A 26859-nucleotide genomic window follows, 5' to 3' on the forward strand; every position below is an offset into this window, starting at 1 on the left:
TAAAACCCAGGAGTAGGGATATGGCTTTTCGCGTGGCGCTCAGCGCCTTTCTGGCGCTGGTGGTGGTGATGGGCATCGGACGTTTCGCCTTTACGCCGCAGGTGCCGCTAATGATCCACGACGGCCAGCTGACGCTGACCAGCGCCAGTCTGGTGGCGGCGCTCAACTATCTCGGCTATCTGTGCGGCTCTTTTGACGCGATGCGCGCGCGACGGCGCGTCGAGCTGCGCCTGCAGCTGGGCGTCTGGGGCGCGGTGATCCTGACGCTGCTCTCCGCCTGCGTCAGCGGCCCCTGGCTGCACGGCGCGGTGCGCTTTTTAATCGGCTGGGCGAGCGGCGTGGCGCTGGTGCTGGTGGCGGCCTGGAGCAGCGAGCAGCTGCATCACTACGGTCGGCCCAGCCTGTCGGCGGCGGTGTTCGCCGGGCCGGGCGCGGGCATTTTCATCAGCGGCCTGCTGGCGGTGCAGCTGCATGCGTCGCAGGCGTCCGCTTCGCTGGCGTGGGCTGCCTACGGCCTGCTGGCGCTGCTGATTATCGCCGCTATCGCGCGCAATTTGCCGCGCCGCGTCGGCGAGCTGCATCGTCCCGATCAGACGCCGGATCCGCTGGTGCTGACCGCTGACCTGCGGCGGCTGGTGCTGAGCTACAGCCTGGCGGGCTTCGGCTATATCCTGCCCGCCACCTTTCTGTCGCAGATGGCGGCGGCGCGCTTTCCCGACGGCGCTTTCGCCCAGCTCGTCTGGCCGATTTTCGGCGGCGCGGCGATAGTCGGCATCGCGCTAGGGATTGCGACGCGCGGCCTCGCCAGCAATAACCGGCGGCTCGCTTTCGTGCTCTGGGCGCAGGCGCTGGGCGTGGCGGCGGCGGCGGCGCTGCCCGGCTTTAGCGGCCTGCTGCTCGGCGCGCTGCTGGTGGGCGGCGGCTTCCTCTGCGTGGTGCAGCTGGCGCTGGCCTATGCGCGCGAGCTGGCGCCGCAGCACACGCGCTATATGGCGGGGCTGCTGACCACCGGCTACGCCGTCGGGCAGCTGGTGGGGCCGGTGCTGTCGTCGCTCTCGACCGCGCTGCTGCATCGGCTGGAGCCGGCGCTGTGGATTGCCGGACTGGGACTGGCGGCCGCCGGACTGCTGATATGGCGACGATCGTCGTGAAAAGCTTTCATCGCCGATTGGATTGATTACTGGATTACCCCAGCGGAAAGCTTCACAATACGCGCTCAGAATTGAACCCGCCGGTCTCTCCGGCGGGCGTTACACCTGCGGAGATGAGTACGATGAGCACCCTTAGTCAGGAAGCTATCCTGGTCCACGAAGCGCTGCTGGCGCGAGGCCTGGAAACGCCGTTACGCGCGCCGACGCGTGAAATGGATGATGAAACCCGTAAGCGCCTGATCGCCGGCCACATGACCGAGGTCATGCAGCTGCTGAATCTGGATCTTGAGGATGACAGCCTGATGGAGACGCCGCATCGCATCGCCAAAATGTATGTGGATGAGGTCTTTTCCGGTCTGGATTATGCTAACTTCCCCAAGATCACCGTCATCGAAAACAAGATGAAAGTGGATGAGATGGTGACGGTGCGCGATATCACACTGACCAGCACCTGCGAGCACCACTTCGTGATTATCGACGGCAAAGCCACCGTGGCCTATATTCCGAAAGAGAAGGTGATCGGCCTGTCGAAGATTAACCGCATCGTGCAGTTCTTCGCCCAGCGCCCGCAGGTGCAGGAGCGTCTGACTCAGCAGGTGCTGGTAGCGCTGCAAACGCTGCTCGGCACTAACAACGTCGCGGTCTCTATCGATGCGGTACACTACTGCGTGAAAGCGCGCGGGGTGAAAGACGCCACCAGCGCCACCACCACCACCTCGCTGGGCGGCCTGTTTAAGTCGAGCCAGAATACCCGTCAGGAGTTCCTGCGCGCGGTGCGTCATATTTAAAGGTTACCCACCGCCTTAGCCGCCGCCTGCTATCAGGCGGCGGTGCTTCACGCCAACAGGGATCGCTATGCAACGTTATCATGCGCTGGATTTCATTCGCGGCTGCGCCATCCTCGGCATTTTGTTGCTCAATATGGTCGGCTTCGCCTTACCTTCCGCCGCCTACCTTAATCCCGCCTGGCGCGGCGATCCCGCAACCGACGAGGTCTGGACCTGGGCAGTGCTCGACATGCTGGCGCAGCTGAAATTCCTCACCCTGTTCGCGCTGCTGTTTGGCGCGGGCCTGCAGCTTCAGCTGCCGCGCGGCGGCCGCTGGCTGTCGGCGCGCCTGACGCTGCTGGCGCTTATCGGCCTGTTTCACGCCGTGGCGATGTGGGAAGGGGATATCCTGCTCGATTACGCCATTATCGGCCTTATCGTCTGGCGTATGCTGCGCGACGCGCCTTCGACGCGCAGCCTGTTTCATACCGGCGCGCTGCTCTATTTGGTGGGCTGCGGCGTGCTGCTGATCTTCGGCTCCATCTCCGATCCCGAACCGAGCCGCTCGTGGCTGCCCGGCGCGGCCGACCTGGAGTATGAACGCTTCTGGAAGCTGGCCGGCGGCTGGGAAGCGGTGCAGAACCGCCTCGACCATCTCTCCTCCAGCCTGATGGCGCTGGCGGCGCAGTATGGCTGGCAACTGGCCGGGCTGATGATGATGGGCGCCGCGCTGCTGCGCTGCGGCTGGCTGACCGGCGAATTTAGCCTGCGCCACTACCGGCGCTGCGCCGCGCTTCTGCTGGCCGTCGGCTATGTCATCGCCCTGTCTGGGGTGGCGTCGCAGTGGATGCTGCACTGGTCGTTTCGCTGGAGCGGCTTCTACCTGCAGGTGCCGCGCGATCTCGCCAGCCCCTTTATCAGTCTCGGCTATGCCGCGCTGATCCTCGGCTACTGGCCGCAGCTGGCGCGCTGGCGCCTCACTTCGGCGATTCAGTGCGTCGGCCGCATGGCGCTGAGCAACTATCTGCTGCAAACGCTGATCTGCACCACGCTGTTCTACCGCTTCGATCTCTTTATGCGTTTCGATCGGCTGCAGCTGCTGGCGTTTGTGCCGGCTGTCTGGCTGGTCAATATTCTCTTCTCGGTGATCTGGCTGCGCTTTTTTCCTCAGGGCCCGCTCGAATGGCTATGGCGTCGCCTGACGCGGCTGGCGGCTGGCAAAACGCCGCATCGCTCCTCATTCAGATAATGATGTTCATCACAAAGGTTACATAATTGTATGTAACCGTTTTCATGAGTGTGACGTGATTCACGCTGCTGCCGCGCCGCGCCTGCCAGAATAGCGCCGGATTACTTCCTGGCGTGATGCCTTTTTTTCCTCTGTGGAACAGCTGCATGATAACGATTCGTGATGTTGCCCGTCTGGCTGGCGTGTCGGTGGCGACCGTCTCGCGCGTGCTGAATAACAGCAGCGCCGTTACCGCGGAGACGCGCGACGCGGTGCTGCAGGCGGTGGATTCGCTGGGCTACCGGCCCAACGCCAACGCGCAGGCGCTGGCAACGCAGATCAGCGACACCATCGGCGTCGTGGTGATGGACGTCTCCGATCCCTTCTTCGGCGCGCTGGTGAAAGCGGTGGATACCGTGGCGCAGCGCCTGCACAAACATGTGCTGATCAGCAACTCCTGGCATCAGGAAGATAAAGAGCGCCATGCGATTGAGGTGCTGATCCGTCAGCGCTGCAACGCGCTGGTGGTGCACGCGAAAACGCTTTCAGACGAAGAGCTCGCCTCGTTTATGCAGCAGGTGCCGGGCATGGTGATGGTCAACCGCATCGTGCCGGGCTTCGCCCATCGCTGCGTCAGCCTGGATAACGTGGCGGGCGCGCTGATGGCGACCCGCATGCTGCTGCAGCAGGGACACGGCCGCATCGGCTATCTCTGCTCCAGCCATGACATCGAAGATGTGCAGCAGCGGCGCGAAGGCTGGGAGCAGGCGCTGGCGGAGCAGGGGATTCGGCCGCAGGAGAGCTGGATCGCCAGCGCCGAGCCCGATATGCAGGGCGGCGAGGCGGCGATGGTGGAACTGCTGGGACGCAACGTGCATCTCAGCGCTATTTTCGCCTACAACGACGGCATGGCAGCCGGCGCGCTTACTGCGCTGAAAGATAATGGCATTCAGGTGCCGCAGCATTTCTCTGTCATCGGCTTCGATGATATTCCGATGTCGCGTTACACCGATCCTCAACTCACTACGGTGCGCTATCCCATTGTTTCTATGGCTAAACTCGCCACCGAGCTGGCGCTGAGCGGCGCGGCGGGCCAGCTGGACGTCAGCGCGCAGCACATCTTTATGCCGACGCTGGTGCGTCGTCATTCTGTGGCGCAGCGGCAAAATGTGGAGTCGGTCACTAATTCAGGCGATAGCGCCATGTAACCGTTTTCAATCTGTGATTGTATTCACAGTTAATTAACATGCCGCTCACTATGATGGCAGCGTCTTACCGGACTGAAACATTATGTAACGCCGCACTAACCGCAGCAGGCGTGGTTTCAGCAACCCGTTGAAAAGGTTCATCACATCTTCAGGATGCGTTGTCGCACATGGAAGTCAGGTTTCTGGACGGCGATTCAGCGGGGCAGCGCGATTTCACTCGCCTCTTTGCGGCTCGCCGAATCTTATTTTACCGAAAGCTCATGCGCGCCTGACGCGTCTGAGCCAGTACTACCCTGCAAAAAACCGGAGATACCATGAATAAGAAGGTTTTCACGCTCACAGCTTTGGTTGCCAGCATGATGTTCGGCGCAACGGCACACGCAGCGGACACGCGTATCGGCGTGACCATCTATAAGTATGACGACAACTTTATGTCGATGGTTCGTAAGGACATCGAGAAAGAGGCTAAAAACCTCGGCGGCGTCCAGCTGCTGATGAATGACTCGCAGAACGACCAGTCCAAACAGAACGACCAGATCGACGTGCTGATGGCGAAAGGCGTGAAGGCGCTGGCGATTAACCTGGTGGATCCGGCCGCGGCGGCCGTGGTGATCGACAAAGCGCGCGGCAACGACGTGCCGGTGGTGTTCTTCAACAAAGAGCCGAACGCGAAAGTGCTGGCCAGCTACGACAAAGCCTACTATGTCGGCACCGACTCTAAAGAGTCCGGCATTATTCAGGGCAAACTGATTGAGAAGCACTGGAAAGCCTCGCCGAACTGGGACCTGAACAAAGATGGTCAGATTCAGTTCGTGCTGCTGAAAGGCGAACCGGGCCATCCGGATGCTGAAGCGCGCACCAAATACGTTATCGATACCCTGAATCAGGACGGCATCAAGACCCAGCAGCTGGCGATGGATACCGCGATGTGGGATACCGCTCAGGCGAAAGACAAGATGGATGCGTGGCTCTCCGGCCCGAACGCCAACAAAATCGAAGTGGTGATCGCCAACAACGACGCCATGGCGATGGGCGCTGTCGAAGCGCTGAAAGCGCATAACAAGACCTCAATTCCGGTGTTCGGCGTCGATGCGCTGCCGGAAGCCCTGGCGCTGGTTAAGTCGGGCGCGCTGGCGGGCACCGTGCTGAACGATGCGGAAAACCAGGCGAAGGCGACGCTGGATATGGCGAAAAACCTGGCGGACGGCAAAGCCGCGACCGAGGGCACCAGCTATAAAATCACCGATAAGATCGTCCGCGTGCCTTACGTGCCGGTCGATAAAGAGAACCTGTCTCAGTTCCAGAAGTAATCCTGTCCGGGCGCGGCTGAGCCGCGCCCTGTTTTCACGTGACCAACGCTTTTTTTAGCCAGGTAAATTATGGCCAGTGATAATCCGACCGCGCAGCGTGAATATCTGCTGGAAATGACGAACGTCTCTAAATCATTTCCAGGGGTTAAAGCCTTAGATAATGTGAATTTAAAAGTGCGGCCTCACTCCGTTCATGCATTGATGGGTGAAAACGGCGCCGGTAAATCGACATTATTGAAATGCCTGTTTGGTATTTATAAAAAAGATACGGGGAGCATCCTGTTTCAGGGTGAGGAAATCGATTTTAAAAGTTCGAAAGAGGCGCTGGAAAACGGCGTTTCGATGGTGCATCAGGAGCTGAACCTGGTTTTACAGCGCACCGTCATGGACAATATGTGGCTGGGCCGCTATCCGCAAAAAGGGCCGTTCGTCGATCAGGACAAAATGTATCGCGATACCAAAGCGATTTTCGACGAGCTGGATATCGATATCGATCCGCGCGACAAAGTAGCGACGCTCTCTGTGTCGCAAATGCAGATGATCGAAATCGCCAAGGCGTTCTCCTATGACGCCAAAATCGTCATCATGGACGAGCCGACCTCTTCGCTGACCGAGAAAGAGGTGAACCATCTGTTCACCATTATTCGCAAGCTGAAAGATCGCGGCTGCGGCATTGTTTATATCTCGCACAAGATGGAAGAGATTTTCCAGCTGTGCGACGAGATTACGATCTTGCGCGACGGCCAGTGGATCGCCACCCAGCCGCTGGAAGGGCTGGATATGGATAAGATCATCTCCATGATGGTCGGCCGCTCCCTGAACCAGCGCTTTCCTGACAAAAGCAACGTGCCGGGCGAAACCATTCTTGAGGTGCGCCATTTAACGTCGCTGCGTCAGCCGTCGATTCGCGACGTGTCGTTCGATTTGCGCAAAGGGGAGATTCTGGGCATCGCCGGGCTGGTGGGCGCCAAGCGTACCGATATCGTTGAAACCCTGTTTGGGATCCGCGAGAAGGTAAGCGGCACCATTAAGCTGCACGGCAAGCCGATTAATAACCACAGCGCCAACGAAGCGATTAACCACGGTTTCGCGCTGGTGACGGAAGAGCGCCGCTCGACCGGTATTTATGCCTTTCTCGATATCGGGTTTAACTCGTTAATCTCCAATATCAAGAAGTATAAAAACAATATCGGGCTGCTTGATAACAAGCGGATGAAAAGCGATACCCAGTGGGTTATCGACGCCATGCGCGTAAAAACGCCGGGCCACCATACGCAAATTGGATCGCTTTCGGGCGGCAACCAGCAAAAGGTGATTATCGGCCGCTGGTTACTGACCCAGCCTGAAATATTGATGCTCGACGAACCGACGCGCGGCATTGACGTCGGCGCGAAGTTCGAAATTTACCAGCTGATTTCCGAACTGGCGAAGAAAGAGAAGGGCATCATTATTATCTCTTCCGAAATGCCGGAGCTGTTGGGCATCACCGATCGTATTCTGGTGATGAGCAACGGTCAGGTAGCGGGCATCGTAGATACCAAGACAACCACGCAGAACGAAATATTGCGTTTAGCGTCATTACACCTTTAATGAAGCAAGGGCTGTTAACATGAAAGCGACTACTAAAAAGAATGCGCTAACCTGGCTGAAAGAGGGCGGCATTTATGTCGTTCTGCTGGTTTTGCTGGCTATTATTATTTTCCAGGATCCGACATTTTTAAGCCTGATGAACCTGAGTAATATTCTCACCCAGTCCTCGGTGCGTATTATTATCGCGCTGGGCGTGGCGGGGCTGATCGTTACGCAGGGCACTGACCTGTCGGCCGGTCGTCAGGTGGGGCTGGCGGCGGTGGTGGCGGCGACGCTGCTGCAGGCGATGGATAACGCCAATAAGGTGTTTCCAACGCTGGATACCGTGCCGATTCCGGTGGTGATTCTGGTGGTGTGCGTTATTGGCGGCCTGATCGGCCTGGTGAATGGCCTGATCATCGCCTACCTCAAGGTGACGCCGTTTATTACCACGCTCGGCACCATGATTATCGTCTACGGCATCAACTCGCTCTATTACGATTTCGTCGGCGCGTCGCCCATTGCCGGGTTTGACAGCGGCTTCTCGAAGTTCGCTCAGGGCTTCCTGCGCTTTGGCGACTTTAAGCTCTCTTATATTACCTTCTACGCGATTGCCGCCATCATTTTCATCTGGATCCTGTGGAACAAGACCCGTTTCGGCAAGAACATTTTTGCTATCGGCGGCAACCCGGAAGCGGCGAAAGTGTCTGGCGTTAACGTCAACCTTAACCTGATTCTGATCTATGCGCTTTCCGGCGTGTTTTACGCCTTCGGCGGCATGCTGGAAGCGGGCCGTATCGGCAGCGCCACCAACAACCTCGGCTTTATGTATGAGCTGGACGCCATTGCGGCGTGCGTGGTAGGCGGCGTTTCTTTTGCCGGCGGCGTAGGAACGGTGGCGGGCGTAGTGACCGGCGTGCTCATCTTTACCGTGATCAACTACGGTCTGACCTATATCGGCGTGAACCCTTACTGGCAATACATTATCAAGGGCGGCATCATTATCTTCGCCGTGGCGCTGGATTCGCTGAAGTACTCGCGTAAGAAGTAAGAGCAAAAGTATGTTGAAAAAGAGCGACCTTCGGGTCGCTCTTTTTGTTTGCGGGTGCCCCTTGTGTGTCAGAAGCGGCGCGGGCGACAGGGGCTGTTCCGCAAAGTCGCTCAAGGCATCTCGGCCCGCGCGGACACGCACCTCGTCCCTGAGGTGCGCCCGTACCGGGCCAACGCGGGGCGTTGTTCAAAAACGCTCCCGGCGTTTTTGTCACTGGCGCGGGACGCTTTGCTCCACAGCCCCTGTCGCCCACCTGGCCGGCTTCTGAGCCGCCTGAATGAAACGGCAAGGAGCTCTTTCTATTTCCGCGCTTTCTGCTCGCTTTCCAGCAGCTGCTCCGGCGTTACTGCCGGATAGCTCTGCGCATCTTCCGGCACCTCATGCACCGCCGGGATCGGCACCAGCGGGCCGAGGAAGCGCGGCTCGCGCTTCATCACGTAGAGATCGGCCAGCGCGCCAAGGCGCGCGCCTACCTCGCGGAAGCGGACGCTAAGCATATTCTTCGGCGACGGCACCGCGTAGCACTGCGCCTGAATCCCCATATGCAGGGCGATAAACAGGGCGCGCTCGCAGTGGAAGCGCTGGGTAATGATAATAAAGTCGTTGGTGTCGAACACCTTGCGCGTGCGCACGATAGAGTCAAGCGTGCGGAAACCGGCGTAGTCCAGCACAATATCCTGCGGATCGACGCCGGCTTTGATCAGATCGCGGCGCATGGTCATAGGTTCGTTGTAGCTGCTCATGGCGTTGTCGCCGCTCAGCAGCAGATAATTGACCTTGCCGCTGTTATAGGCGTTCAGCGCGCCCTGAATGCGATAGAGATAATACTGATTGTAGACGCCGGTGCGGTAATACTTGGCGGTGCCCAGCACCACGCCAACCTGACGATGCGGCAGCGAGGCGACATCTTCATAAATATAGGGCGCGGTTTTCCAGCTGATCCAGCGATCCAGGCCGAGCGCGATCGCCACCACCAGTAAGATGATGAATAAAAGACCAATAAAAACGCGTTTCAACATACGCGTGAGCGCTCGGGGTCAGGAAAAATCGGTGCATCAAGGCTACTTGAGGACCGGTTACGAAGCAAGGCGCCGCCGGTTGGCTGATGGATTTTTGCGCGGCAGCCGGGCCTGAAACGGCCCGGCGACCGGTTGTCAGATAGAGGTACGACGATAGTGACGATACTGCGGCAGCCAGAAATTGCTGGCGACCGCCTGCGACAGCACATCTTCCGACGTGACCACCGCGACGCCCGCCAGCTGCGCGGCTTTGCCCACTTCCATGGCGATGATTTTCGACACGCCCTGAATATCTTTGATCTCCGGCAGCACCGGACCTTCGCCTTCGTTCACCAGCGGCGAACAGTCGGCCAGCGCGCGGCTTGCCGTCATCAGCATCGAGTCGGTGACGCGCGTCGCGCCGGCGGCAATCACGCCCAGACCAATGCCCGGGAAAATATAGGAGTTATTGCACTGCGCGATCGGGTAGATTTTGCCTTTCCAGCTCACCGGCGAGAAGGGGCTGCCGGTCGCGACCAGCGCCGCGCCGTCGGTCCACGCGATAATATCCGCTGGCGTCGCCTCTACGCGCGATGTCGGGTTCGACAGCGGCATTACGATAGGACGCGCGCAGTGCTTATGCATCTCGCGGATAATCTCTTCGGTAAACAGACCCGGCTGGCCGGAGACGCCGATCAGAATATCGGGACGGGCGTTGCGCACCACGTCCAGCAGCGAGATAGAATCGCTGGCGGTGTCCCACGTTTTCAGGTTCTCGCTCTTCTGCACCAGCTTGCTCTGGAAATCGAGCAGGTTCGGCAGCTTGTCGGTCAACAGACCGAAGCGGTCGACCATCAGCACGCGGGCGCGCGCCTCTTCGTCGCTCAGACCTTCCGATTTCATCTGCGCGATAATTTGTTCGGCGATGCCGCATCCGGCGGAGCCTGCGCCGAGGAACACCACTTTCTGCTCGCACAGGCGGCTGCCTGCGGCGCGGCTGGCGGCGATCAGCGTGCCGACGGTCACGGCGGCGGTGCCCTGAATATCGTCGTTGAAGCAGCAGATCTCGTCGCGATAGCGCTGCAGCAGCGGCATGGCGTTTTTCTGCGCGAAGTCTTCAAACTGCAGCAGCACGTTCGGCCAGCGGCGTTTTACCGCCTGGATAAAGTCGTTAACGAAGGCGTCGTACTCTTCGCCGGTGATGCGCGGATGACGCCAGCCCATATAGAGCGGATCGTTAAGCAGCTGCTGATTGTTGGTGCCGGCGTCCAGCACGACCGGCAGCGTATAGGCCGGCGAAATGCCGCCGCAGGCGGTATAGAGCGACAGCTTGCCGATGGGAATGCCCATGCCGCCGATGCCCAAATCGCCAAGGCCGAGAATGCGCTCGCCGTCGGTGACCACAATCACCTTCACGTTCTGCTTGGTGGCGTTCTGCAGCATGTCTTCGATATGGGCGCGATTCGGATAGGAGATGAAGACGCCGCGCGCGCGGCGGTAAATTTCGGAGAAGTGTTCGCAGGCCGCGCCGACGGTCGGGGTATAAATAATCGGCATCATCTCTTCGAGATGGTTGTCGAGCAGGCGATAGAAAAGGGTTTCGTTGGTGTCCTGAATGTTGCGCAGGTAGACGTGCTTATCGTTATTGTTTTTAAAGTCCTGGAACTGACGCCAGGCGCGCTCTGCCTGCTCTTCAATACTCTCGACCGCTTCAGGCAGCAGGCCATTGAGGTTAAATTCGTTGCGCTCTTCCAGCGAGAAGGCGCTGCCTTTATTCAGTAGGGGAAATTCCAGCAGGATCGGGCCAGCGTAGGGGATGTACAGCGGACGCTTACTTTCGTACTCATGTTCCATGAATTGATGCTCCGGTTGCGGTGTTGTCTGGCAAAGCTCAGACGCCAGTCGTTCTTTTTTTGTGTTGCTGGCGCACGATCCTATGAAATTTCTCGCCGATGTACAGCTTTTGTAAATAAAAGATATCGTAAGTGTTGGAAAGCGTGTTCTGTGCCTCAGCCCTGGCGCAGCGTAACGCGCGTCAGCTGTTCGCATCCGAGCGCGGCCAGGGTCGCCTGCGTCGCGGCGAACTGATCCAGCGTGGCGTTTTCCACTTCGGCCAGCGCGGCGGCCTTGATGTTTTCGCAGGCTTCGCCCTGCATATTAAGCAGGATCAGCGCGGCCTGTAGCGGCGGCAGGCTCGGGTTGAAAGCGGCGTTCTCGGCGTAGCGTCCGGTAACCGTCGCGCCGCTCGCGGTGCGCAGCGCAATGCCGCAGTGCGAGCCGCTGTAGGGCGCATGGCTCTGGTTGGCGGCGGCGATGGCCGCCTGGGCGAGCGCGTCGCCTTCCCCCTGATAGCCGTGATCCACTTTATCCAGCAGCAGGGTAGTGATGTTCAGATCGCGCGGACCGAAGGCGTCCGGCAGGTAGTCCGCCAGGGTGCTGACGCCGCGGCCGGGCAGGCTGATACGCAGATCGGTGCCGCTGTTGAGTTCGTTCATAAACTGGCGGCAGTGGCCGCACGGCGTGTAGTTGACCGTGACCGCCTCAAGGCGCTGCTCGCCGCGCAGCCAGGCGTGCGCGATAGCGCTCTGCTCGGCATGGACCGTTTGCTGCATCGCCACGCCCGCAAACTCCATATTGGCACCGAAATACCAGCACCCGCTGACGCCGCGCGCCACGGCGCCGACGTTGAAGCGCGAGACCGGCGCGACCGCGCAGGCCGCCGCCAGCGGCAGCAGCGACAGCGCCAGCGCATCGGCATCCAGCTGGGTCTGCTGCATCAGCGATGCGACCTGCTCCGGCGTCAGCGCCGCCTGAAACTGCGCGTCGTCAAGAATCGGACGCAGCGCGCTTTGCAGAGCAGCGGGCAGCGCGTCGAAGGCGGAGGTGAAACGTGGATGCATGATAGCCTCGTTAATATCGGGCGGCCCATTGCCGCCAGAGGGGTTATATGTGATCTGTATCGCTCTGACAATGCAACAGATTTGCATCGTTTCAACTTTGCGAGATCTATCGCAAAGTTTTACCCGAACGCATGCAGCAGCACCGGAAAAATAAAGGGCGCCAGCAGCGAGGTGATAATGCCGCACAGCACCAGCGCCAGCGAGCTGAACGCGCCTTCCTGGTAATCCACCTCCGCCGCGCGCGCCGTGCCGAGCGCGTGCGACGCGTTGCCTATCGCCAGTCCGCGCGCCGCACGGGTTTTTATCCCCAGCAGGTTCAGCACCATATGGCCGAAGACCGCGCCGAGCACGCCGGCGATCAGCACGCAGATGGCGCTGATAGCGGGGATGCCGTGCAGCGAGGCGGAGACCGCCATCGCAATGGGCGTGGTCACCGATTTCGGCAGAATGGTAGCGGCGATTTCCGGCGTCGCGCCCATCCACAGTGCGATAGCGGTGCCGGAGACCATCGCGGTCAGGCTGCCGATAAAGCAGACGCCGATCAGCGATTTCCAGCGCGCGCGGATTTGATGCATCTGCTCATAGAGCGGCAGCGCCAGCGCAACCACCGCCGGCTGCAGCAGCTGATTGAGGATCTGGCTGCCGGCGAAATAGCGCGCGTAGGGGATGTGCAGCACCAGCAGCAGCGGGATAATGATCGCCATCGCCACCAGCAGCGGATTAAGCAGCGAGATTTTCAGCTTCGCCGCCAGGCGACGCGCCAGCATAAAGGCGCCAACGCTGAGCGGCAGCGACCACCAGATGTCACTCACTGGGCTTCTCCTGCACGCTGCGCGTATGAATTTTATGGGCGCTCCAGCCGACAATTGTTAACACCAGAAAGGTGCTGACCACGATAGAGACCACGATCGGACCGAACTGCGCGCTGAGCACGTCGGTGTAGTTGATGATGCCGACGCTGATGGGCACAAACAGCAGCGCCATATAGCGGATCAGCAGGTGGCAGCCAGGTTTGACCCAGTCGACGGGCAGGATTTGCGTCGCCAGCAGGGCGAACAGCGTCAGCATGCCGAGGATGCTGCCGGGAATGGTGATAGGCAGCAGCAAGGAGAGGGCGTTGCCCGCATAGAGGCAGAGATAGATGATGACGAAGGCGCGCACGTAGCGCCAGCACAGAGACAGCACAGTGGGCATAGCAGGCTCCTGTTTTCACTGCACAACATCATACGCGACATGGGATAAAAAAGGGCGACATTGCTGTCGCCCTGGGGCTTTAACTACGTGCCCGTCGCGGGTGGCCTGGCCCGATCGCAAAGACGCAAAAGGCGGCATCCCTGCCAGCTCGGCCCGCGACATCCTTGTCGCGGGACGCTTTGCTCTTCGGTCCAGGCCACCCGCTCTGAGGCATTGAGCGTGGCTGCCAAATCGACAGCCAGTTCCCTTACTTAACCGGCATGCCCGGCTGCGCGCCGCTGTCGACGGAGAGCACAAAGAGATCTTTGCCGCCCGGACCGGCTGACAGCACCATGCCTTCCGACACGCCGAAGCGCATCTTACGCGGCGCGAGGTTGGCGACGATAATCGTCATTTTGCCGATCAGTACCGACGGATCCGGATAGGCGGCGCGGATGCCGGAGAAAATTTGGCGCTTCTCGCCGCCCAGATCGAGCTGCAGACGCAGCAGCTTATCGGAGCCTTCCACCAGCTCGGCGTGTTCGATCAGCGCTACGCGCATATCGACTTTGGCGAAATCGTCAATGGTAATGGTATCGCCAATCGGCGCGTCCGCCAGCGGGCCGGTCGCTGGCTGGCTGGCCGCGGCGGCATCTTCTTTCGACGCTTCAATCAGCGCGTTAACTTTCGTCATTTCGATACGTCCATAGAGCGCTTTAAACGGTGCCACCTGATGATTAAGCAGCGGCTGCGGGATAGCTTCCCAGCGTAATTCGCTGTTCAGGAACGCCTCGGCGCGCTCGCTCAGGCTCGGCAGCACCGGTTTCAGCCAGGTCATCAGCACGCGGAACAGGTTGATGCCCATCGAACAGATCGCCTGCAGATCGGCGTCGCGGCCCTCTTCCTTCGCCACCACCCACGGCGCCTGCTCGTCCACATAGCGATTAGCCAGATCGGCCAGCGCCATGATTTCGCGAATGGCGCGGCTGTACTCGCGGCTCGCCCAGGCTTCGCCGATCTTCTCAGAGGCGTCGACAAAGGTCTGATAGAGCGCCGGATCCGCCAGTTCGGCCGAAAGCTGACCGTTAAAGCGTTTGGTCAGGAAGCCGGCGTTGCGCGACGCCAGGTTCACCACCTTATTGACGATATCGGCGTTTACGCGCTGCACGAAATCTTCCAGATTCAGGTCGATATCGTCGATGCGCGAAGAGAGCTTGGCGGCGTAGTAGTAGCGCAGGCTGTCGGCGTCCAGATGCTGCAGCCAGGTGCTCGCCTTAATAAAGGTGCCGCGCGACTTAGACATCTTGGCGCCGTTCACCGTCACATAGCCGTGCACGAACAGATTATTAGGCTTGCGGAACTGGCTGCCTTCCAGCATCGCCGGCCAGAACAGGCTGTGGAAATAAACGATATCCTTGCCGATAAAGTGATAAAGCTCGGTGGTGGAATCTTTCTTCCAGAACTCGTCGAAATCGATATCGCCGCGCTTGTCGCACAGGTTTTTAAAGGCGCCCATATAGCCGATCGGCGCGTCGAGCCAGACATAAAAATATTTGCCCGGCGCGTCGGGGATCTCGAAGCCGAAGTAGGGCGCGTCGCGTGAGATATCCCACTGCTGCAGCCCAGACTCGAACCACTCCTGCATCTTGTTCGCCACCTGCTCCTGCAGCGCGCCGGAGCGCGTCCAGGCCTGCAGCATGGCGCTGAACGACGGCAGGTCGAAGAAGAAGTGCTCTGAGTCGCGCATCACCGGCGTCGCGCCGGAGACCACCGACTTCGGCTCGATCAGCTCGGTCGGGCTGTAGGTCGCGCCGCACACTTCGCAGTTGTCGCCGTACTGATCCGGCGATTTGCATTTCGGACAGGTGCCCTTTACGAAACGGTCCGGCAGGAACATGCCTTTTTCCGGATCGTAGAGCTGAGAGATAGTGCGGTTCTTAATAAAACCGTTCTCTTTCAGTCGGGTATAAATCAGCTCCGACAGCACGCGGTTCTCGTCGCTGTGCGTCGAGTGATAGTTGTCGTAGCTGATGTTGAAACCAGCAAAATCGACCTGATGTTCCTGACTCATTTCGGCGATCATCTGCTCCGGCGAAATGCCTAACTGCTGCGCTTTCAGCATGATCGGCGTACCGTGCGCGTCGTCGGCGCAGATGAAATAGACCTGATTGCCACGCATTCGCTGGTAACGCACCCAAATGTCTGCCTGGATATGCTCGAGCATGTGGCCGAGATGGATTGATCCGTTCGCGTACGGCAGGGCGCACGTTACCATTATTTTTTTAGCGACTTGAGTCATAGTTTGCGTAGCTTTCTGTTGATTGAAAAAACGGGCTTAGATGGTAACTCATGCCCTGGCGGGCGTAAACACAAGGGCGGTCTGGCGTCGACCGCGCCGACATCTGATATCATTGTTGTGATACCGCTGAACCCAGCGACAGAAAAAATAACAAGGAGTGGGGATGACAGCACAATCCCGGACATCACATTCACCTGAAGCCCTGCGCGCCGTGGTTATGGGCGTGTTAAGCGGCTTCCGGCATCCGACCCTCGATCGCAACCTCACCGCGCTGAAAGCGCTGCACCATGTGGCGCTGCTGGACGGCAAGCTGCATATCGAACTCTGTATGCCCTTCGCCTGGGCGAGCGCGTTTGAAGAGCTAAAGGCGCAGGCCAGCGCCGAACTGCTGCGCCTGACCGGCACTCAGGCGATCGACTGGCGGCTGCGCCACGATATCGCTACCCTGAAGCGCGTCAAAGGCCAGCCCGGCGTTAACGGCGTGAAGAACATTATCGCCGTCAGCTCCGGCAAGGGCGGCGTCGGCAAGTCGAGCACCGCCGTCAATATGGCGCTGGCGCTGGCGGCGGAAGGGGCGCGCGTCGGCATTCTCGACGCGGATATTTACGGCCCGTCGGTGCCCAATATGCTGGGCACCGAGCATGAACGTCCCACCTCGCCGGACGGCACCCATATGGCGCCCATTATGGCGCACGGCCTCGCCACTAACTCGATCGGCTATCTGGTGACCGACGATAATGCGATGGTGTGGCGCGGGCCGATGGCGAGCAAGGCGCTGATGCAGCTGCTTAACGAAACGCTGTGGCCGGATCTCGACTACCTGGTGCTCGATATGCCGCCAGGCACCGGCGACATACAGCTGACGCTGGCGCAGAGCGTGCCGGTAACCGGCGCGATTGTCGTCACCACGCCGCAGGATATCGCCCTGATCGACGCGCGCAAAGGCATGGTGATGTTTGAGAAGGTCAACGTGCCGGTGCTCGGCGTGGTGGAGAATATGAGCCTGCATATCTGCAGCCACTGCGGCTTCCACGAGCCAATCTTCGGCACCGGCGGCGCGGAAAAGCTGGTGGCGGACTATCAGACGCAGCTGCTGGCGCAGCTGCCGCTGCATATCAACCTGCGCGAAGATCTGGATGACGGCGAACCCACGGTGATCCGCCGACCGGAGAGCGAATTTACCGCGCTCTATCGCCAGCTGGCGGGCCGCGTCGCCTCGCGCCTCTACTGGCAGGGCGAAGTGATCCCCGGCGACATCGCCTTCCGCGCGCTGTAAACCGCGCGCCGCTGGCGTCGGCTCAGGACGCCAGCGGAAAGTGCATCAGCACATATTTTCCCTGCTCGCTCTCGCCCTGCGCGATAATCTTCCAGCCGTGCTTTAAATAGAACGCCTGCGCCGCCTTGTTCATTAACAGGCACTTCAGCGCGCCGGTGCTGGTAAAACTCGCCTGCACTCTCTCCAGCAGCGCGGCGCCGACGCCGCGGCCCTGATAAGCGGGATCGACGTAGAGGCTGTGAAGGAAGTTGTCATTTTCCAGCACGCCGGCAAAGCCGACGCGGTGGCCGTCAAGCTCGGCCACCCAGACGGTCTCGCCCAGGATCACGCTGTCGAAATCTTCCAGCTGCCAGTGGCTGTCGTCGAGCCAGCGCCAGTTATGGCGACGCGCGGCAAGAAACAGCGTGCGCAGGAACGGACGATCGGCTTCGGTATAAGAACGTATCTGCACGGTAAACTCCCTTAACGGCAATCAGAGTGCTGGCCATATCCGCAAACGGGAGAGAGGGCGCTGGCTCGTTATCAATAAGCGTCTCTACAAAACTAGCAGTTCTGCGATGAAAAGATAAACCGCGTTAAATCAAGGTGCTTTGCGTGTAGAATGCCGGGGCGGCGTCAATAGCGGTGCGGCTTGCCGCGTTTGATAGCTTTCGTTTATCTGATTGATAACGACTGCGTATTAGAAGTTGGCCCGAAAATTTTGTAACGTACATCACATCTTTTAGCGGAGGACTTCAGATGTCTATCATTAATACCAAAATCAAACCGTTCAAAAACGCTGCGTTTAAAAACGGCGAATTTATCGACGTAACTGAGAAAGACGTTGAAGGTAAATGGAGTGTGTTCTTCTTTTATCCGGCTGACTTCACCTTCGTTTGCCCGACCGAACTGGGCGACGTGGCTGACCACTATGAAGAATTCCAGAAACTGGGCGTAGATATCTACTCTGTTTCTACCGACACCCACTTTACCCACAAAGCCTGGCACGGTTCTTCTGAAACCATCGCGAAAATCCAGTACGCCATGATCGGCGACCCGACTGGCGCGCTGACCCGCAACTTCGAAATCATGCGCGAAGCCGAAGGTCTGGCTGACCGCGGTACTTTCATCGTTGACCCGGAAGGCATCATCCAGGCGATCGAAATCACTGCTGAAGGTATCGGCCGCGACGCGTCTGACCTGCTGCGTAAAGTGAAAGCCGCTCAGTATGTCGCTTCTCACCCAGGCGAAGTTTGCCCGGCTAAATGGAAAGAAGGCGACGCAACCCTGGCTCCGTCTCTGGACCTGGTTGGCAAAATCTAATTTCCACACCGGCTTTTCGATCTTCTCTATCGGGTGCTGCGGCACCCGATTTCTTCTGACAGGAACTCACTATGCTCGACACAAATTTAAAAACCCAGCTCAAGGCCTACCTTGAGAAATTAACCAAGCCTGTTGAGTTGATCGCCACCCTGGACGATGGCGCCAAATCAGCGGAAATTCGCGATTTGCTGGCGGATATCGCAAGCCTGTCTGAAAAAGTCAGCTTCCGCGAAGAGAACGATCGTCCGGTGCGTAAACCCTCTTTTCTGATCACCAACCCTGGCTCGCACAGCGGCCCGCGCTTTGCCGGTTCGCCGATGGGTCACGAATTTACCTCTCTGGTGCTGGCGCTGCTGCAGACCGGCGGCCATCCGTCGAAAGAGACGCAGAGCCTGCTTGACCAGGTGGCCTCGCTGGATAGCGACCTGCATTTCGAAACGTACTATTCGCTGTCATGCCACAACTGCCCTGACGTGGTGCAGGCGCTGAACCTGATGGCGATTATCAACCCGCGCGTCTCGCACACGGCGATTGACGGCGGCATGTTCCAGAATGAAATTACCGAGCGCAACGTGATGGGCGTGCCGGCGGTCTACCTGAACGGCAAAGAGTTCGGTCAGGGCCGCATGAGCCTCGCTGAGATCGTCGGCAAGGTCGACACCAATGCCGATAAGCGCGCGGCGGAAGAGCTGAACAAGCGCGACGCCTATGAAGTGCTGATCGTCGGCAGCGGCCCGGCAGGCGCGGCGGCAGCGATCTACTCGGCGCGTAAAGGCATCCGTACCGGCCTGATGGGCGAGCGTTTCGGCGGCCAGGTGCTCGACACCGTAGACATTGAAAACTACATCTCCGTGCAGAAAACCGAAGGCGCTAAGCTGGCTGGCTCGCTGCGCGCCCACGTTGACGACTACGACGTTGACGTGATTGATACCCAGAGCGCTATCAAGCTGATCCCGGCAGCGAAAGAGGGCGGCCTGCACGCGATTGAAACCGCCTCTGGCGCAGTGCTGAAATCACGCAGCATCATCATCGCCACCGGCGCGCGCTGGCGCAACATGGGCGTGCCTGGCGAAGATCAATATCGCACCAAAGGCGTTACCTACTGCCCGCATTGCGACGGCCCGCTGTTTAAAGGCAAACGCGTCGCGGTTATCGGCGGCGGCAACTCCGGCGTTGAAGCGGCTATCGACCTGGCGGGCATCGTCGAACACGTGACCCTGCTGGAGTTCGCCGGCGAAATGCGCGCCGATCAGGTGCTGCAGAACAAACTGCGCAGCCTGAAAAATGTCGATGTGATCCTGAACGCGCAGACCACGGAAGTTAAAGGCGACGGCAGCAAAGTTACCGGCCTGGCCTATATCGATCGCAACAACCAGACGGCGCACGACATCGCGCTGAGCGGTATCTTCGTGCAGATCGGTCTGCTGCCGAACACCACCTGGCTGGAAGGCGCGGTAGAGCGCAATAAAATGGGCGAGATCCTGATCGACGCGAAATGCGAAACCAGCCTGAAAGGCGTATTCGCGGCGGGCGACTGCACCACGGTGCCGTACAAGCAGATCATCATCGCCAGCGGCGAAGGCGCGAAAGCCTCCCTGAGCGCTTTCGACTACCTGATCCGCACCAAACCGGCTGAATAACGTTTTGCGATAGCCACGCAACGGCCCCGGGACCTCTGTCTCGGGGCTTTTTTTTAATAGCCCGCGCACGACATCAGCATCATCCACACCGGCGTGGTCACCGCCGCGAATAGCGTAGAAAACAGCATGCTTGCCGCCGCCGGGCCGGTCAGCACGTTGAACTTCTGCGACATCAGATAGACGTTGACGCCGACCGCCATTGAGCCGAGCAGCACCACAACCCGACTCTCCAGCGGCGGCAGATGCACCAGCCAGGCGATCGCCCAGATGGTCATCGGCTGTAAAATCAGCTTAAGCAAACAGATGGTATAGCTTTCGCGTAGCCCGTCGCGCACGCGATAGTGCGCCAGGCTCATACCGAGCGTTACCAGCGAAAGCGGCGCGGCGATAGAGCCGAGCATGCGCAGCGGTTCGGCGGCGATCGTCGGCAGCGGCTGTTTTAAAAAGCTCCAGGCGGTGCCGCTGAGGATGCCGATAATCAGCGGATTCTTCGCCACGCTGAGCAGGGTATGGCCGATGCCTTTCAGCGAGAAGCTGCCCTGTTTCGCCCACTCCACCGAGAGCGTCAGCAGCGTCCAGAGGATCAGACTGTTGAACACCAGCACCAGCGCCACCGACGGCAGCGCCTGCGGGCCGAGCAGCACCGTCGCCACCGGAATGCCGAGCATCACGTTATTGGAGAAGATGCCGCCGAGCGCGAAAACCGTGCCCGCGACGCCGTCGAGCTTAAACAGCCGCGCGCCCAGGACGCGGCCGAGGATAAATATCAGTAAGCAGCTGCCGAAAAAGGCCAGCAGCAGCCGCACATCCACCGGCGGGCTTTTGTAGAAGTCGCTCATTACGCGGAACAGCATGCAGGGCAGGGCGACGTTGAAGACAAAGCGGTTCATGCCTTCGCTGATGGTTAGCGGCCATTTGCCAACGCGCGTCAGGGCGTAGCCAAGAAAAATCAAAATAAACAGCGGAGCGGAAAGGTAAATCTGATGGGTAAGGGTATCAAGCAAGCCAGGCATAGCGCGTCTGTTATCGGCATCAGGTAACATCAGCCTAACATGATGTTGCGAAAAGCGTCACCTGGCAGCGCATTCTCTAGCCCAGCCAGCGTCGCGCCTGCGCGTCGCTGATATCGCGATAATAGACGCGATGCAGCGTCTGGTCGCAGCTTCTGCAGCGGGCAGTAATATGAGTAGAAAAATAGCTTCTGCCATTCGGGGCAATGGCATTGGCACGAGTAATTACAACATCCTGCCAGTGGTGCCAGTGCGGGATAAGCGAGAGCAGTTTCATCAGGTTCCTCTGAAACGGATAGCCAGGATTAAACAGCATGGTTTGCGGGCCCGGAGCATTAGGCTTGTTTTTCGGCCGCCACTGGTTGATCGAGATCATGCTGAACCGTGCTAACTGGTAATACCTCTTAAGAGGTAGGTATATTGCTTTCGTTTGCCGCCTCTCCTATGCTGCTGGCGTAACATTCGACTCGGGGTGCCCTTCTGCGTGAAGGCTGAGAAAAACCCGTATTACCTGATCTGGATAATGCCAGCGTAGGGAAGTCAGATGCCTGACCGCATTCGCCTTCTTGCTCGCCGGTTGGGAGTTATGATGATCCGCCAACCTCAACGTTTTTCCGATGCGCACTTCGCGCCCGTTCTCGCCCGCTTCGTTCAGCGCCAGCCGCTGGTGCACTGCATGACCAACGACGTGGTACAGAACATCACCGCTAACGTCCTGCTGGCGCTCAACGCCTCGCCCGCCATGGTGATCGATCCTGAAGAGGCCGCGCAGTTCGCCGCCGTGGCCGACGCCTTGCTGATCAACGTCGGCACGCTGACCCGCGATCGCCGTGACGCCATGCTGGCGGCGGTGCAGGCCGCCGACGCGGCGCAAAAGCCCTGGGTGCTCGACCCGGTCGCGGTCGGCGCGCTGCGCCTGCGCACTGAGTTCTGCCAGCAGCTTCTTGCCCTGCGGCCTGCCGCCGTGCGCGGCAACGCCTCTGAAATTCTCGCGCTGGCGCAGCAGGGCGCAGGTGGACGCGGCGTGGATACGCAGCACCAGTCGGAAGCGGCGCTGGAGGCGGCGCGCGAGCTGGCGCGGCAACATCAGACGCTGGTGGCGATTAGCGGCGAGGTTGACTACGTCACCGACGGCACGGAGACGCTGAGCGTACCCGGCGGCAGCGCGCTGATGACGCGCGTGGTCGGCACCGGCTGCGCGCTCTCCGCCGTGGTGGCCGCCTTTTGCAGCCTGCCTGGCGACCGGCTGAGCAACGTCGCCAGCGCCTGCCGCGTCATGGCGCTGGCGGGCGAACGCGCCGCCGCGCAGATTGCCGCACCCGGCAGCTTCGCCGCGCTGTTTATCGATGCCTTGTGGCAGCTGGCACAGGAGGCGCGCGCATGAAGCGTATCAACGCGCTGACCATTGCCGGCACCGATCCCAGCGGCGGCGCCGGCATCCAGGCCGATCTCAAGGCCTTTTCGGCGCTCGGCGCCTATGGCACCAGCGTCATTACCGCGCTGGTGGCGCAAAACACCTGCGGCGTGCAGTCGGTTTATCGTATTGAGCCAGACTTTGTGGGCGCGCAGCTTGATTCGGTACTCAGCGACGTGCGCATCGACACGGCGAAAATCGGCATGCTGTCGGAAACCGCCATCGTGCAGATCGTGGCGGAAAAGCTGAAACGAGCCGACATCCCTTTCGTGGTGCTGGATACGGTGATGGTGGCGAAAAGCGGCGATCCCTTGCTCTCGCCTGACGCTATCGCCAGCGTGCGCGAGCTGCTGCTGCCGCAGGTCTCGTTAATTACGCCCAATCTGCCGGAGGCGGCGGCGCTGCTGGAGTGCGCGCCGGCGCACAGCGAAGAGGCGATGCTGGAGCAGGGCGAAGCGCTGCTGGCGCTCGGCTGCCAGGCGGTGCTGATGAAGGGCGGCCATCTCAGCGACAGCGAAAGCCCGGACTGGCTTATCACCCGTGACGGCGCGGAGCGCTTTACCGCGCCGCGCGTCAATACGCGCCATACCCACGGCACCGGCTGTTCGCTCTCCGCCGCGCTGGCGGCGCTGCGTCCGCGCCATAGCAGCTGGGCAAACACGCTGCGCGAGGCGAAAGCCTGGCTGCAGCAGGCGCTGATGCAGGCCGATACGCTGGAAGTGGGCAAGGGAATTGGGCCGGTGCACCATTTTCATCGCTGGTGGTAGGGTAAAACGCCTTTAACGGGTCAATTTTGCTACGGATCCGTCTGAAAAATGGAGTCAGCAATTTGCGTCGCGATTCGGCGACGTTCAGGCTGTGGTGGCTCGCGCCGGTCTGCGCCGGCGCATCACCTTTTTCTGACAGGAGTTAACATGACGGACATCGTACAGTTACTGGGCCAGGACGCGGATTCTCTTCTTCAGCATCGCTGTCTGGCGCTTCCCGCAGAAAACCTCTATTTGCCCGGTCCGGATTATGTTGATCGCGTGATGATCGACAATAACCGTTCGCCTGCTGTGCTGCGCAATATGCAGACGCTGTATAACACCGGCCGCCTGGCGGGAACCGGCTATCTCTCTATTCTGCCGGTGGATCAGGGCGTCGAACATTCTGCGGGCGCCTCTTTTGCCGCCAATCCGCACTATTTCGATCCCAAACATATCGTCGAGCTGGCGATTGAGGCGGGCTGCAACTGCGTGGCGTCGACCTATGGCGTGCTGGCGTCAGTGGCGCGTCGTTATGCGCATCGCATTCCCTTTATGGTGAAGCTGAATCATAACGAAACTCTGAGTTACCCGACGCAGTACGATCAAACGCTCTATGCCAGCGTCGAGCAGGCGTTCAATATGGGGGCGGTGGCGGTCGGCGCCACGATCTATTTCGGTTCCGAACAGTCGCGCCGCCAGATAGAGGAGATAGCCGCCGCCTTCGAACGCGCGCACGAGCTGGGCATGGTTACCGTGCTCTGGGCCTATCTGCGCAATAACGATTTCAAGAAAGATGGCGTCGATTATCACGCCAGCGCCGATCTGACCGGCCAGGCTAACCATTTGGCGGCGACCATCGGGGCGGATATCGTTAAGCAGAAGCTGGCGGAGAACAATGGCGGCTATAAGGCGGTGAAGTTCGGTCATACCGACGAGCGCGTCTACAGCACCCTGACCACGGATAGCCCGATCGATCTGGTGCGCTACCAGCTGGCGAACTGCTATATGGGCCGCGCCGGGCTGATTAACTCCGGCGGTGCGTCGGCGGGCGAAACCGATATCGCGGAGTCGGTGCGCACGGCGGTGATCAATAAGCGCGCGGGCGGCATGGGGCTGATCCTGGGGCGTAAGGCGTTTAAGAAGTCGCTGAAGGATGGCGTGGCGTTGATTAATGCGGTGCAGGATGTTTATTTGTCGAAAGAGGTCACCATCGCCTGATTAAGCCTGGCTTGCTCGCCATTTCCCGCCCGGGCAGTGCTCGGTCCTGGTCACATACCTGAGTATGCTCCCAGGCCCTGCGCGCTAGCCGGGCGTGAACTGGCTTCGCCACCGACGGCTTAATCGCGTGTGTTCGTCGCTAAGTTTACCGGACATACGGGGGTTAACAGACTGTACCTGTCGGCAGGTTAATGTTGTGGCGCGTGGGCAGGCTGGCTAATTTAGCAGGGTTCCTCGCCGAAGGCGTTATACAGCGCTGGACGCCAGGGGCGTGCCATCTGGCGCAGAGACAAAAAAGGCCAGCTGAGCGCTGGCCTTTTTGATGGTTGCGTGCAGTTTACAGCGACTCAAACCACTCGCTGTTGCGCTCGGCAATCGGCGTAATCGAGAAAATCATCTCCTGCAGATGGCGGCGCATCGCTGCTTCGGCCGCGTCGGCATCGTGGTTTTTCAGCGCTGAGAGGATCTCTTCATGCTGCTCAATCAGGCTGTCCGGTGGCGAGACCTCGCTCAGCGTCAGAAAGCGCACGCGGTCCATCGCCGCTTTAATATTTTCTACCGTCTCCCACGCCAGCAGGCAGTTGATACTCTCGGCAATCAGGCGGTGAAACTCATCGTCGAGGCTGAGAAACGCCTGGCTGTCATGGCGATCGGCGGCCATTTTCTGTAGCTGAAGGTTGTGCTCCAGCGCCATTAGCGCTACCGGCTCTATCTCCAGTGCCGCGCGGCGCACTACCGACACCTCAACCGTTTCGCGAATAAAGCGGCCGTCCGAGACGCGACGCGCGGAGATTTTACGCACGAAGGTGCCGCGCTGCGGCAACACCTGCACCAGACCCGCTTCCGCCAGCTTGATAAAAGCTTCGCGCACCGGCTGACGCGACACGTTGAACCGGGCCGACACTTCTTTTTCTGACAGCAGCGAACCCGGCTGAATGACGCAGGTCACGATATCCTTACGCAGATAACGATAAATCTGCTGGTTAACCGGTTCGCTGGTGGTGATGGTATAGGCGATTGACATGCGGCATATCCGTATTACGGCTGGCCGCAGCCAGCCCGTTGGGAAAGTGTCAGTCTAATCAGCGCGCTGCAACTGCGCCAGCGCTTTTGATACTGAACAATTACGGCGAACCCACCGCCTGCGCCACCGTGGCGCGCGCGCCGTGCTCGCGTAGCTGTAGCCAGAAGCGCGTCAGCGTCGCGACCACCTTGGCATTCTGCGCCAGATCCTCGCCGAAGACCGCTTTCATGCCCAGCAGCGCCTTCACGCGCGCTTCGCCTTCGGCGCTGGCCGCTACGCGCTCCGCCAGTTCCGCCTTCAGCGGATCGCGGATGTCGATCGGCGCGCCTTGCTCGTCCACGCCGCCGACATAGCGCATCCAGCAGGCGACGCCCAGCAACAGCAGGTCGCAGTTGCTGCCGTTGCGCAGATGCCAGCGCACGCTGTCGAGCAGGCGCTGCGGTAGCTTCTGCGTGCCGTCGGTCGCTATCTGGTAAGTGCGATGCTTGATGGCGCGGTTTTCATAGCGCGCGATCAGCGAGTCGGCGTAGGCGGTAAGATCTACGCCCTGGGTGCGCAGCGTCGGCGCCTGCTGCTCCAGCATCAGCCTGCGCGCGGCGGTGCGCAGGTTTGCGTCCGCCATGCAGTCGCTGATGTGCTCATAACCGGAGAGGAAGCCGAGATAGGCCAGAAACGAGTGGCTGCCGTTAAGCATACGCAGTTTCATTTCCTCAAACGGCAGCACGTCCTTAACCAGCTCGGCGCCTGCCTGCTCCCAGGCGGGCCGGCCGCTGACGAAATTATCCTCGATGACCCACTGAAAAAACGGTTCCGCTTCCACCGCGACCGGATCGCGACTGCCGAGGCGCTCGGCAAGCTGGGCAAACGCGCTGTCGGTCATCGCCGGAACGATGCGATCGACCATGGTAGAGGGGAAGGTAACATGCTGCTGGATATAGTCCGCCAGCGCGCTATCCTGCCGCTGCGCCAGCTGCACGATCACATTGCGCGTGACGTGGCCGTTTTCCGGCATATTGTCGCAGGACATCACGCTGAAGGGCGGCAGGCCTGCGTCGCGACGGCGGCGGATGGCCGCCAGAATCAGGCCCGGCAGCGAGCGAGGCGCATCGGGATGGGCCAGGTCATGCACAATATCGGGATGGTCCGGGTTGAGATCGCCGCTGGCGGGATGATGGCAGTAGCCTTTCTCGGTGACCGTCATCGAGACAATTGCTACGTCCGGCTGGCTCATGGCGGCGATCACCGCCTCGATGCCGTCGCTTTTGCCGTGCAGCGCCGAGGTAATCACGCCAATAATCCGCGTGTTGAGCGAATCGTCGGCCATTTCCGTCAGGCTATAGAGGTGATCCTGCTGGCGCAGCGCCTGGATCAGCTCGCCGCTATTGAGGTTAACTTCGCAATAGCCCCAGTCGCTGCCCTGTTCAGCCAGCTTGTCGCTGCATAACGCCTGATGCGCGCGATGAAAAGCGCCGAAGCCGATATGCACCATGCGGGTTTTCAGTTTGCTGCGATCGTAGCGCGGGCGCTGCACGTCGGCGGGAAGGCGATCAATCTCTAACATAGTTCGTCCTT

At 59.8% G+C, this 26859-nt stretch carries 25 protein-coding genes and 1 riboswitch; of the genes, 13 read left to right on the top strand and 12 right to left on the bottom strand.

Features of this window, described 5'->3' with window-relative positions:
- Positions 1–20: 20 nt before the first annotated feature.
- The 3 genes from PVE98_RS06335 to yeiB all read left to right on the top strand — a co-directional run bounded on the left by PVE98_RS06335 (position 21) and on the right by yeiB (position 3167).
- A complete protein-coding gene (locus tag PVE98_RS06335) occupies positions 21–1151 on the top strand; it encodes a YbfB/YjiJ family MFS transporter (RefSeq protein ID WP_096073493.1) in 1131 nt (376 codons plus the stop codon).
- Positions 1152–1273: 122 nt separating this feature from the next.
- Positions 1274–1939, top strand: coding sequence for a GTP cyclohydrolase I FolE (gene folE / locus PVE98_RS06340; protein ID WP_033750312.1), 666 nt, complete (start codon positions 1274–1276; stop codon positions 1937–1939).
- A gap of 67 nt (positions 1940–2006) precedes the next feature.
- Positions 2007–3167, top strand: coding sequence for a DUF418 domain-containing protein YeiB (yeiB, locus tag PVE98_RS06345; RefSeq protein ID WP_096073492.1), 1161 nt, complete (start codon positions 2007–2009; stop codon positions 3165–3167).
- On the opposite strand, the gene PVE98_RS06350 is transcribed toward yeiB, so the two are convergent.
- Entirely contained in the window at positions 3160–3315 is a 156-nt protein-coding gene (locus PVE98_RS06350) for a hypothetical protein (RefSeq protein ID WP_187143654.1), read from the bottom strand. The genes yeiB and PVE98_RS06350 overlap by 8 nt on opposite strands.
- On the opposite strand from PVE98_RS06350, the gene galS reads away from it, so the two are divergent.
- The 4 genes from galS (at position 3314) to mglC (ending at position 8284) form a co-directional block, all read left to right on the top strand.
- The gene (galS, locus tag PVE98_RS06355) at positions 3314–4354 is read left to right on the top strand and encodes an HTH-type transcriptional regulator GalS (RefSeq protein ID WP_033750307.1); all 1041 of its coding nucleotides are present in this window, start codon (positions 3314–3316) and stop codon (positions 4352–4354) included. The genes PVE98_RS06350 and galS overlap by 2 nt on opposite strands.
- A 314-nt stretch (positions 4355–4668) precedes the next feature.
- Positions 4669–5664 (top strand): galactose/glucose ABC transporter substrate-binding protein MglB, encoded by a 996-nt coding sequence (gene mglB, locus PVE98_RS06360; protein ID WP_033750304.1) that lies wholly within the window; start codon positions 4669–4671, stop codon positions 5662–5664.
- A 69-nt stretch (positions 5665–5733) separates the two neighbouring features.
- Positions 5734–7254: a galactose/methyl galactoside ABC transporter ATP-binding protein MglA gene (gene mglA, locus PVE98_RS06365; protein ID WP_048780745.1), complete on the top strand. Its 1521-nt coding sequence runs from the start codon at positions 5734–5736 to the stop codon at positions 7252–7254.
- 19 nt (positions 7255–7273) lie between these two features.
- Entirely contained in the window at positions 7274–8284 is a 1011-nt protein-coding gene (gene mglC, locus PVE98_RS06370) for a galactose/methyl galactoside ABC transporter permease MglC (RefSeq protein ID WP_033750298.1), read from the top strand.
- A gap of 299 nt (positions 8285–8583) precedes the next feature.
- Here mglC and sanA read toward each other — a convergent pair whose 3' ends face one another.
- The 6 genes from sanA to metG all read right to left on the bottom strand — a co-directional run bounded on the left by sanA (position 8584) and on the right by metG (position 15654).
- Positions 8584–9303, bottom strand: a complete 720-nt coding sequence (gene sanA / locus PVE98_RS06375; protein ID WP_048780744.1) for an outer membrane permeability protein SanA — start codon at positions 9301–9303, stop codon at positions 8584–8586.
- Positions 9304–9438: 135 nt separating this feature from the next.
- Positions 9439–11136: an NAD-dependent malic enzyme gene (locus PVE98_RS06380; RefSeq protein ID WP_048780743.1), complete on the bottom strand. Its 1698-nt coding sequence runs from the start codon at positions 11134–11136 to the stop codon at positions 9439–9441.
- A 155-nt stretch (positions 11137–11291) separates the two neighbouring features.
- Positions 11292–12182 carry a cytidine deaminase gene (gene cdd, locus PVE98_RS06385; protein WP_096073491.1) on the bottom strand — a complete coding sequence of 297 codons (891 nt, stop codon included), beginning with the start codon at positions 12180–12182 and terminating at the stop codon, positions 11292–11294.
- 119 nt (positions 12183–12301) lie between these two features.
- Positions 12302–12994: a CidB/LrgB family autolysis modulator gene (locus PVE98_RS06390; RefSeq protein ID WP_096073490.1), complete on the bottom strand. Its 693-nt coding sequence runs from the start codon at positions 12992–12994 to the stop codon at positions 12302–12304.
- A complete protein-coding gene (locus PVE98_RS06395) occupies positions 12987–13376 on the bottom strand; it encodes a CidA/LrgA family protein (RefSeq protein WP_096073489.1) in 390 nt (129 codons plus the stop codon). Before PVE98_RS06395 ends, PVE98_RS06390 begins: the two co-directional genes overlap by 8 nt.
- 247 nt (positions 13377–13623) lie before the next feature.
- Positions 13624–15654 carry a methionine--tRNA ligase gene (metG, locus tag PVE98_RS06400; RefSeq protein ID WP_096073488.1) on the bottom strand — a complete coding sequence of 677 codons (2031 nt, stop codon included), beginning with the start codon at positions 15652–15654 and terminating at the stop codon, positions 13624–13626.
- 163 nt (positions 15655–15817) lie between these two features.
- Between metG and apbC the strand changes: the two genes are divergently transcribed.
- Complete coding sequence (gene apbC / locus PVE98_RS06405; RefSeq protein ID WP_033750276.1) at positions 15818–16930, top strand: iron-sulfur cluster carrier protein ApbC; 1113 nt, start codon at positions 15818–15820, stop codon at positions 16928–16930.
- Positions 16931–16952: 22 nt separating this feature from the next.
- Here apbC and PVE98_RS06410 read toward each other — a convergent pair whose 3' ends face one another.
- Entirely contained in the window at positions 16953–17381 is a 429-nt protein-coding gene (locus PVE98_RS06410; RefSeq protein WP_096073487.1) for a GNAT family N-acetyltransferase, read from the bottom strand.
- A 287-nt stretch (positions 17382–17668) separates the two neighbouring features.
- On the opposite strand from PVE98_RS06410, the gene ahpC reads away from it, so the two are divergent.
- The gene (gene ahpC, locus PVE98_RS06415) at positions 17669–18232 is read left to right on the top strand and encodes an alkyl hydroperoxide reductase subunit C (RefSeq protein ID WP_033750273.1); all 564 of its coding nucleotides are present in this window, start codon (positions 17669–17671) and stop codon (positions 18230–18232) included.
- 71 nt (positions 18233–18303) lie between these two features.
- Positions 18304–19872, top strand: a complete 1569-nt coding sequence (gene ahpF / locus PVE98_RS06420; RefSeq protein ID WP_096073486.1) for an alkyl hydroperoxide reductase subunit F — start codon at positions 18304–18306, stop codon at positions 19870–19872.
- Positions 19873–19925: 53 nt separating this feature from the next.
- Here the strand turns inward: ahpF and PVE98_RS06425 are convergent, their stop codons facing one another.
- Both PVE98_RS06425 and PVE98_RS06430 read right to left on the bottom strand, forming a co-directional pair.
- Positions 19926–20885: an AEC family transporter gene (locus PVE98_RS06425; protein WP_096073485.1), complete on the bottom strand. Its 960-nt coding sequence runs from the start codon at positions 20883–20885 to the stop codon at positions 19926–19928.
- Between the two features lie 76 nt (positions 20886–20961).
- On the bottom strand, positions 20962–21159 hold the full coding sequence (locus tag PVE98_RS06430) for a hypothetical protein (RefSeq protein ID WP_033750751.1): 198 nt from the start codon (positions 21157–21159) through the stop codon (positions 20962–20964).
- A gap of 181 nt (positions 21160–21340) precedes the next feature.
- A riboswitch (TPP riboswitch) is annotated at positions 21341–21437 on the top strand.
- A 34-nt stretch (positions 21438–21471) separates the two neighbouring features.
- On the opposite strand from PVE98_RS06430, the gene thiM reads away from it, so the two are divergent.
- The 3 genes from thiM to fbaB all read left to right on the top strand — a co-directional run bounded on the left by thiM (position 21472) and on the right by fbaB (position 24263).
- Positions 21472–22266: a hydroxyethylthiazole kinase gene (thiM, locus tag PVE98_RS06435; protein WP_369826201.1), complete on the top strand. Its 795-nt coding sequence runs from the start codon at positions 21472–21474 to the stop codon at positions 22264–22266.
- Positions 22263–23063 carry a bifunctional hydroxymethylpyrimidine kinase/phosphomethylpyrimidine kinase gene (gene thiD / locus PVE98_RS06440; RefSeq protein WP_033750269.1) on the top strand — a complete coding sequence of 267 codons (801 nt, stop codon included), beginning with the start codon at positions 22263–22265 and terminating at the stop codon, positions 23061–23063. The genes thiM and thiD overlap by 4 nt, the downstream gene beginning before the upstream one ends.
- Before the next feature lie 147 nt (positions 23064–23210).
- The gene (gene fbaB, locus PVE98_RS06445) at positions 23211–24263 is read left to right on the top strand and encodes a class I fructose-bisphosphate aldolase (RefSeq protein WP_096073483.1); all 1053 of its coding nucleotides are present in this window, start codon (positions 23211–23213) and stop codon (positions 24261–24263) included.
- A 337-nt stretch (positions 24264–24600) separates the two neighbouring features.
- Here fbaB and PVE98_RS06450 read toward each other — a convergent pair whose 3' ends face one another.
- Both PVE98_RS06450 and PVE98_RS06455 read right to left on the bottom strand, forming a co-directional pair.
- Complete coding sequence (locus tag PVE98_RS06450) at positions 24601–25287, bottom strand: GntR family transcriptional regulator (protein ID WP_333620662.1); 687 nt, start codon at positions 25285–25287, stop codon at positions 24601–24603.
- Between the two features lie 100 nt (positions 25288–25387).
- Complete coding sequence (locus PVE98_RS06455) at positions 25388–26848, bottom strand: mannitol dehydrogenase family protein (RefSeq protein ID WP_333620663.1); 1461 nt, start codon at positions 26846–26848, stop codon at positions 25388–25390.
- Positions 26849–26859 lie beyond the last annotated feature (11 nt).

This window comes from Pantoea sp. GABEPS69 (genome assembly GCF_045780835.1).
Taxonomy (GTDB): Bacteria; Pseudomonadota; Gammaproteobacteria; order Enterobacterales; family Enterobacteriaceae; genus Pantoea; species Pantoea septica.